This window comes from Butyricicoccus sp., from assembly GCF_050872565.1.
Lineage (GTDB): Bacteria > Bacillota > Clostridia > Oscillospirales > Butyricicoccaceae > Butyricicoccus_A.
Window position 1 is genome coordinate 1 of the sequence record NZ_JBNMHC010000147.1, and the last position, 5,274, is coordinate 5,274.

General features: G+C 51.0%; 4 protein-coding genes. 1 reads left to right on the plus strand and 3 read right to left on the minus strand.

Translation table 11 applies throughout. The annotated features are described in order from the left end of the window. Positions 1–1,062: serine/threonine transporter SstT (sstT, locus tag ACR0P9_RS07190; RefSeq protein ID WP_432618716.1), on the minus strand; the 1,062-nt coding region annotated here is incomplete at its 3' end. Between the two features lie 439 nt (positions 1,063–1,501). On the opposite strand from sstT, the gene ACR0P9_RS07195 reads away from it, so the two are divergent. After that, on the plus strand, positions 1,502–1,672 hold the full coding sequence (locus ACR0P9_RS07195) for a DUF362 domain-containing protein (RefSeq protein ID WP_432618718.1): 171 nt from the start codon (positions 1,502–1,504) through the stop codon (positions 1,670–1,672). Positions 1,673–1,784: 112 nt separating this feature from the next. On the opposite strand, the gene ACR0P9_RS07200 is transcribed toward ACR0P9_RS07195, so the two are convergent. Together ACR0P9_RS07200 and ACR0P9_RS07205 are read right to left on the minus strand one after the other, a co-directional pair. Continuing rightward, positions 1,785–3,566, minus strand: coding sequence for a bifunctional homocysteine S-methyltransferase/methylenetetrahydrofolate reductase (locus tag ACR0P9_RS07200; protein WP_432618720.1), 1,782 nt, complete (start codon positions 3,564–3,566; stop codon positions 1,785–1,787). A 6-nt stretch (positions 3,567–3,572) separates the two neighbouring features. Further along, positions 3,573–5,274: dihydropteroate synthase (locus ACR0P9_RS07205; RefSeq protein WP_432618722.1), on the minus strand; the 1,702-nt coding region annotated here is incomplete at its 5' end.

The window sequence follows — 5,274 nt, forward strand, 5'->3', positions numbered from 1 at the left end:
CAGCGAGCACGCCATCGGAATCAGCAGCAGCGAACCGCCGGCAACACCGGAAGCGCCGCACGCTGCGAGCGTTGCGAGCAAGCTGAGTACCAAAGCCGTCGGAATGCTGACAGACATGCCCAGCGTATGTACCGCTGCCATTGTCATGACTGTAATGGTGATTGCTGCACCATTCATATTGATGGTTGCACCGAGCGGAATCGATACCGAATAAACATCTTTATCCAGACCCAGCTTTTCACACAGTGCCATATTGACCGGAATATTTGCCGCCGAGCTGCGCGTAAAGAATGCCGTCACGCCGCTTTCTTTCAGGCAGCGGAATACCAGCGGATACGGATTTCTGTGCAGGCACAGGGCTACAATCAGCGGATCGATAATCAGAGCAATGACCGCCATACAGCCGACGAGCAGCAGCAACAGACTGCCGTAATCCTTAAAGATGCCCAAGCCGTTCTGCGATACCGTGGTAAATACCAGACCCAGAATGCCAAACGGTGCCAGATTGATAATCCAGCGCACAGCCTGCGATACCGCATTGGACAGCTCCGTGAGCGATTCCTTGGTGTGGTCAGAGGCAATCTTGCGCAGAGCCAGACCCAGAATAATAGCCCAAGTCAGCACGCCGACATAGTTGGCGTTTGCCATCGCATCAATCGGATTGGATACGACGTTGTTGAGCAGATTGCTGAAAATCTCTGCCATGCCGCTCGGCGGTGTTGTCTCAGAAGTCGCAGCCTCGGTCAGCTTGAGCGTAACCGGAAAGGCAAAGCTGCCGCACACTGCCAATACCGAAGACAGCAGCGTGCTGAACAGATACAAGCCAATGACGGTGCCAAACTGCTTGCCGATGCCAGCGGAGGCCTGTGCCAGCGAGCTCATAACCAGAACAAATACCAGCAGCGGTGCGATTGCCTTCAGCGCACCGACAAACATGGTACCTAGAATGGAAATGCCTGTCGCCTGCGGCACAACCAGTGCTAGAATAATACCGACTGCCAAGCCAATGACAATGCGGAGAATCAGACTGAGATCATTCCATTTTTTGATGACATTTTTCATGTTTTCTCGTCCTTCTATACAGTATTCTCTCGATTTTCGTTGTAAAAATCAAAAAGCTTACTTATTGTAGCACATTTTCCCTCATTTCACAAGGCGAATCGCGGCCATCTGTCCCGGATTCTCTACTTTTTTCCACAGAAAATTTTACCAAAATTTCCAATAAAAATTTTCTATTTTTTATTAACCCCCGCTTACTTCCGTTTCTCCGTTTATCTTGAAAAAAATACGCAGAATTGCAGGATTTTTTGCGTTAAAAAGGCGTTTATCCGCAACTTTTTACACGTTAAAGTTAGGCTCCGTTTAGATTTATTTCATTTTTTTGAATTTTTTTAGTTGATTTCTCAAAAATCTATGATACAATAGGAACATAAGAAATTGCACAACGTTTGTGCTTCTTTATTAACATTGATATGTAAAGTTTTTTAGGAGGTATATCATTATGGCTTATCAGATTAGCGATGCATGTATTAGCTGCGGTTCCTGCGCTGGCGAGTGCCCGGTAGGTGCTATTTCCGAGGGTGACGGCAAGTATCAGATCGATGCAGGTGCATGCCTGGATTGCGGTTCTTGCGCTGGCACTTGCCCGATGGGTGCAATCTCCCAGGAGTAATTTGCTAAACATCAGCAATGTACATCAAAAGGCTTCGGTTTCAACCGAAGCCTTTTTTCATGCTCACAGGATAAAACAGAGACCGTTCCTTCCGAACGGTCTCTGTTGCTGTTTATGCTTCGTTTTCTTTGATCTTCTCCAAAATGCGGCAGATGAGTGCCGTTCTCTGGAACGGAGTCATCAGATAATAGCCATCGACATATGGCGCGATATGCTTGGCAATCTCAGAAGAAATCGTCACCGCAAGATCTTCGCCCTCTGCACGGTTCTTTCCCTCATACATTTGCGTGATGGTCTCATCGACGCGAATGCCGTTGATTTCACTGTCCATAAATCGCGCATTTTTTGCGCTGACAACCGGAATGATACCGCCCAAAATATAGGCACCTTGCAGTTCTTCTCGTGCTCGCTTGAGGTTTTCAAATGCCTCTTGGGTCAAAATCGGCTGTGTCAGGAAGCCAATGATACCGCGTTCCATCTTCGCCTTGGCAAGCCGCAGCTGTACATCAAAATTCAGCGCATTGACATTGAGTGCACCGAACAGATGGAACGGGCTCGGCAGAACCGTCTGTCCCAGCGAGGAGACAAAGGATGCCAGCTTACGGGAATTAAACTGATAGACGCTCTTGACTTCATCGCGCTCTGCTGTCGGAATCGGATCACCGGTGACGAGCAGAATATTGCGGATGCCTTCCGCGTGCAGTCCCATGAGCAGTGCCTTGGTCGCATTGAGATTTCGATCACGACAGGTCATATGCGGCAGCGCATCCATGTTCAGCTCGCGGCGAATTTTGCACGCCAGCAGGCTGGAATCCACGCGGGCGCGCGCAATCGGGCAATCGGCAATCGTGATAATGTCGACATCGGCGCCCTTGAGCATCCATGCGCCGCTCATAAACTTGCTCAAATTGGCATTAGCTGGCGGGTCAAGCTCTACCGCAACAACCTTTTCTCCCTTGCGCAGCTTTTCCCAGAACAGGCTCTCCGGCAGCGTATCAACCAGCTCTTCTCGCTGTTTTTTGCTGGTTTTCGGCTCGCCTGTGTGGCTATAACCATCCAACACCTTTTTGGTCTGCGCAATGTGCACCGGTGTCGTGCCGCAGCAGCCGCCCAAAATGCTTGCGCCTTCCTTTGCCATCTCCAACAGCTGTGCCGCAAAATACACCGGATCGCCCTCATAGAACGAACGGTTGTTGATGACGACCGGATAACCGGCATTCGGCATCAACGACAACGTGATACCGGTATGATCCAGCTCCTGTGCCAGTTCCAGCATATGCCGCGCGCCGCAGACACAGTTAAAACCAATGCAGTCAATCTCTGCACACGCCTTGATTTCGTTGAGCAAGTCTGCGGCAAAGCTGCCGTCACGGGAAAATCCATCCGGCTGAATCGCAAACGATACGATGATATACGCATCCGGATTCTTTTGCTTGATATACGCTGCAGTTTCCTTCAAGCCCTCTGCATTGGCATTGGTCTCAAACAGAAAATGCTGTGCTCCGAGCTGTAAAAAGCAATCCGCAACAAAGCGAAATTCCTCTCGAATATCCATGGTTTCCGGCAGTCCGGAAATCGGGCCAATATCCGCAAAGACATATGCTTGGTCTTTGGCCGCCTCGCAGGCAAGCTTCCAGCCCGCCTGAATGGTGCGCTCAACCAGTTCTTCGTTACCCTGAAAGTTGACGCGATTGACCGCAAACGTATTGGTCTTAATCGCCTTGCTGCCCGCCTCAATATATTCTCGATGAATGTCTGCAATCAGCTCCGGCTGGCTGAGATTAGCCAGCTCGCAGCCGCTTCCCACGCTCTGATTGCGCGTGGAAAAATAGGTACCCATGCCGCCGTCAAACAGCAGGATATGATGTTTGATATACTCTCGAATGTTATTCATGTTGTGTTATCCCAATACTTCCTTTGCTACATCGACGGATGCCTTGGCATCCTTGGTATAGTAATCTGCGCCGATTTCCTCAGCATAATCCGCCGTCAGCACGGCGCCGCCGACCATGACTTTACAGTTATGTCCCGAAGCACGAAGTGCTTCAATCGTTCGGCGCATCGAATCTACCGTTGTCGTCATCAGGGCAGACAAACCGACCAGCTTGACATCTTCTGCAATCGCCGTGTCCACGACTTTCTGCACCGGCACATCTCGTCCCAAGTCAATGACTTGATACCCGTAATTTTCCAATACTACGCGCACAATGTTCTTGCCAATGTCGTGAATATCGCCTTCTACTGTCGCCATAATGATCTTGCCCTTGGAAACGCTCTCGCCGCCGCGCTTGGCAATGCGCAGTTTAATCAAGTCAAAGCCCGCACATGCCGCATTGGCAGCATTGATGAGCTGCGGCAGGAAAATTTTCTGCTTTTCATATTTATCGCCGACCAAGTCCAAAGCCGGAATCAGCTTTTGATTGATGACATCCAGTTCGGACATGGTTTCCAGCAGCTTTTCCGTCAAATCGGCAGTCTCCTGCTTGAGGCCCTTGAGTACAGCATCCGCGATGCTCATTTCCTTGGATGCTCCACTGTTGTTCTTTGGCTCTTCCTCCACATTGGCAAATCGCTCAATGTACGCCTCACAGCCAACATCTTCGCCGGACAGTGCGCGATAGGACACAACGGTATCCATAATCGGCTTCAAGTTCGGGTTGATAATCGGCAGATCCAAGCCGCACCACATCGCCTGTGTCAAGAAATTGGTTGTGATATTGTTTCGCTCTGGCAGACCAAACGAAATGTTGCTGACACCAAGCACACAATGCAGTCCCAGCTTTTCATGTACCATGCGGACAGCCTTTAAGGTCTCTACCGCTTGCTCCTGCTGGGCAGAAATTGTCAGGGTCAGGCAGTCAATGAGTACGTCTTCTTTCGGAATGCCATGCTGCATAGCTTCCTGCATGATCTTTTCCGCCATGTCAAACCGCGCCTGTGCCGTCTGCGGAATGCCGGATTTATCCATCGTCAAGCCGACTACTGCCGCGCCATACTTCTTGACAATCGGCAAAATCGTATCCAGCTTATCTTGTTCTGCATTGACCGAGTTGACAATCGCACGGCCGCTGCACGCGCGCAGACCGGCCTCAATCGCCGCCGGATCCGACGAGTCAATTTGCAGCGGCAGAGAAACGACACTCTGTACCGCCTTGACCACGGCCGTCATCATTTCCGCCTCATCAATGCCCGGCAGACCTACGTTAATATCCAAAATATCTGCGCCGGCGTCCTGCTGTTCAATCGCGCGCTCCATAATATAATTGAAGTCGCGCTCTCGCAGTGCCTGCTGGAAGCGTTTTTTGCCGGTCGGATTGATGCGTTCACCGATGACACGCACGCCGCCAAAATCCGTCATATGGCTCGCAGAGCAAACGCCGCGCTTGCGCACCGGCCGAACATCTTCTTTGGCATCCGGCAGCGCCGCCAATGCCGCGATAAAGTCCGGCGTTGTGCCGCAGCAGCCGCCCAAAATCGAGACACCCAGCTCCGGGAATTTTGCCATCTGTCTGCCAAATTCCGCCGCATCCATATCATATCCACCGGTTGCCGGATCCGGCAGACCGGCATTCGGCTTGACAATCAACGGCTTGTCCGTCCAC